Here is a 2,428-nt window from a genome sequence, read left to right on the forward strand (position 1 = left end):
CCTTGACGTACCCCGGCAAATGATCAGCCAGCTGCCGGTAGGTCAGCCCCGGCCGCCAGGACGGCAGGTGCACCTCGTACACCGAGAACGGCGCCCGATGCACAGGCGTATCCGCGCGGTGCGCCATCCATGCGTCGTCGTGCCACTCGTACGCCGACTCGGTCACGATCGAGGCGGTCGCCGGCGGCACTTCCGTGCGGCGGGCCATGGGATCCGCGCGTACGGTGTGGCTGCCGTCCGGGCGCGCGATGTCGAACTTGTAGCGCGCCCCGGGGCCGAGACCGGGCACGAACAGCTCCCACACCCCGGAGGAACCGAGGGAGCGCATGGGGTACGCGCGGCCGTCCCAGTGGCAGAAGTCCCCGCACAGCCGGACCCCTCGTGCGTTCGGCGCCCACACCGTGAAGCGGGTGCCGCTCACGCCCTGGTGGGTCATGGGGTGGGCGCCGAGTGCCTTCCACAGCTCCTCGTGGCGTCCCTCGCCGATCAGGTGCAGGTCGAACTCGCCGAGCGCGGGCAGGAAACGGTAGGGGTCGTCGGTCTCCTGGACGGTGTCCTCGTACGCCACGAGCAGCCGGTGGTCCGGTACTTCCCGCACCGGCAACAGCGCCGAGAAGAAGCCGTCGCCGTCGTCGTGCAGTTCGGCCCAGGCGTCGCCGATGACGACGGTGACCGACAGCGCGCACGGTCGCAGCGCGCGGAAGACCATCCCGTCCGGCACCGGGTGTACGCCGAGCACGGAGTGTGGGTCGTGGTGGGTGCCGGCCAGCAGCCGCTCCCGGTCACCGGCGGGCACGGGCGCGGGTGCCGGGGTGCCCAGGTGCGGCGAGGCGAGCGGGGGCGGGGGCGCGGTGTGCGTGGTCACGGCATGGGCCTCCTGTCGCCGGGGCGTCGGGCGAGGCGCGCGATCGCCGCCATGGGCACCGGCAGCCAGCCGGGCCGGTGGCGGGCCTCGTACAGGACCTCGTACACGGCGCGGTCCGTCTCGTAGGCGCGCAGCAGCGCCGGCTCCGCGCGCGGGTCCCAGCCCGCCTCGGCGGCGTAGCCCGCGCAGTACGCCTCGCGGCAGCGCAGCGCCCATTCGGGCTGCCACGGTCGGTGGGCGTGGGCGGCGTAGTCGAAGGAGCGGAGCATGCCCGCGACATCGCGGACCGGGGACTGCGGGCGACGCCGTTCGGGGAGCGGGCGGGCCGGTTCGCCCTCGAAGTCGATCACGTGCCACCGGCGTTCGGCCCGCAGCACCTGGCCGAGGTGCAGATCGCCGTGGATGCGCTGGGCGGGCCGGGGCGCGTCGAGCGCGGCCAGTTCGGTGAAGGCGGAGCGCAGTCCGTGGGCGTACGGCAGCAGTTCCGGTACGGCGTGGGTGGCGTCCCGCAGCCGCTCGACCATGCCGGCGGTGAGGGGTCCGGTGTCGGGCGGCCCCTGGGGTTCGACGGGGAACGCGGCGGCGAGGGCCAGATGCACCTCGGCCGTGGCCCGCCCCAGTTCGTACGCCTCCTCGGTGAACTCCCGCCCGGCCGCGAGGGCGGCGAGCGCCTGTGTCCATCCGTCGGCGGCGCCGTGCAGGAAGGGCTGGAGCACGCCGAGTGTCGCGGCCCAGGGGCTGGAGGTGCGGAACCAGGCCACCGGCGCGGGGACGCAGGTGCAGCCCTGTCGGACCAGGGCCCAGGGCACCTCCAGGTCGGGGTTGATCCCGGGCCGCACCCGGCGGAAGACCTTCAGGATGTAGGCGTCGCCGTACACCAGGGAGGAGTTGGACTGCTCGGCTTCGAGGAGGCGGGGCGCGAGCCCGGTGGGTATGGTCACCCGTCGGTCGCGTTCGAAGCGAAGGGCGCCCGCGGTGCCCGGCGTGCGCAGCCGTTCCAGGAGCAGGGACGCCGAGCGCGGGTCCTGGAGGGCGTCGTACACCAGCAGCCCCGCGAGAGGTCCCTCGCTCGCCCGGCCGAGGACCGCCGGGGAGACCCGTGGGGACGACAGGGACTCCCCGGTACCGAGGAGCAGTTGGTAGCAGTCGTGCCGCGGCGCGGCGGACGGCGAGCGCCCGGTGCAGTCGGCGCGGACCAGGACATGCAGGCAGCCGGAGTGCAGTTCGGTCACCGACAGCAGAGTCAGGTCCGTGACGGGCCGTCCCTTCCCGGCGAACCAGCGCTGCCGCGGCAACCACTCCCGCAGCAGACCCGAGAGCGAGAGCAGCAGCGAGGCAGGGCCGACGCCGTCCTGGCTGAGCGTTGCGGTCTGGGTCTTCGGCATGGCCTCGCGTCCTTTCCGTGCCGGCCGACGTCAGCGGCCCTGATTCAACTGGTCACGAACACGTTGACCTGGGTGGCCTGGGGGACGTCCTTGCGGAGGCGGAACCAGTAGAAGCCGTGGCCTGCGAGGGTGAGCAGGTAGGGCAGTTCTCCGATGGCGGGGAAGCGGACCCCGCCGA

2 protein-coding genes are annotated in these 2,428 nt (G+C 73.6%); both read right to left on the reverse strand.

All coding sequences use genetic code 11. The features are described 5' to 3' along the window. Nucleotides 1-865, reverse strand: an 865-nt coding sequence (locus ACZ7L1_RS39180) for a GlgB N-terminal domain-containing protein (RefSeq protein WP_471444484.1), incomplete at its 3' end; no start/stop codon positions are given. Next, on the reverse strand, nucleotides 862-2,250 hold the full coding sequence (locus tag ACZ7L1_RS39185; RefSeq protein ID WP_471444486.1) for a maltokinase N-terminal cap-like domain-containing protein: 1,389 nt from the start codon (nucleotides 2,248-2,250) through the stop codon (nucleotides 862-864). The genes ACZ7L1_RS39180 and ACZ7L1_RS39185, both read right to left, overlap by 4 nt. Between the last annotated feature and the right edge of the window lie 178 nt (nucleotides 2,251-2,428).

This window comes from Streptomyces sp. NPDC107546, assembly GCF_055639175.1.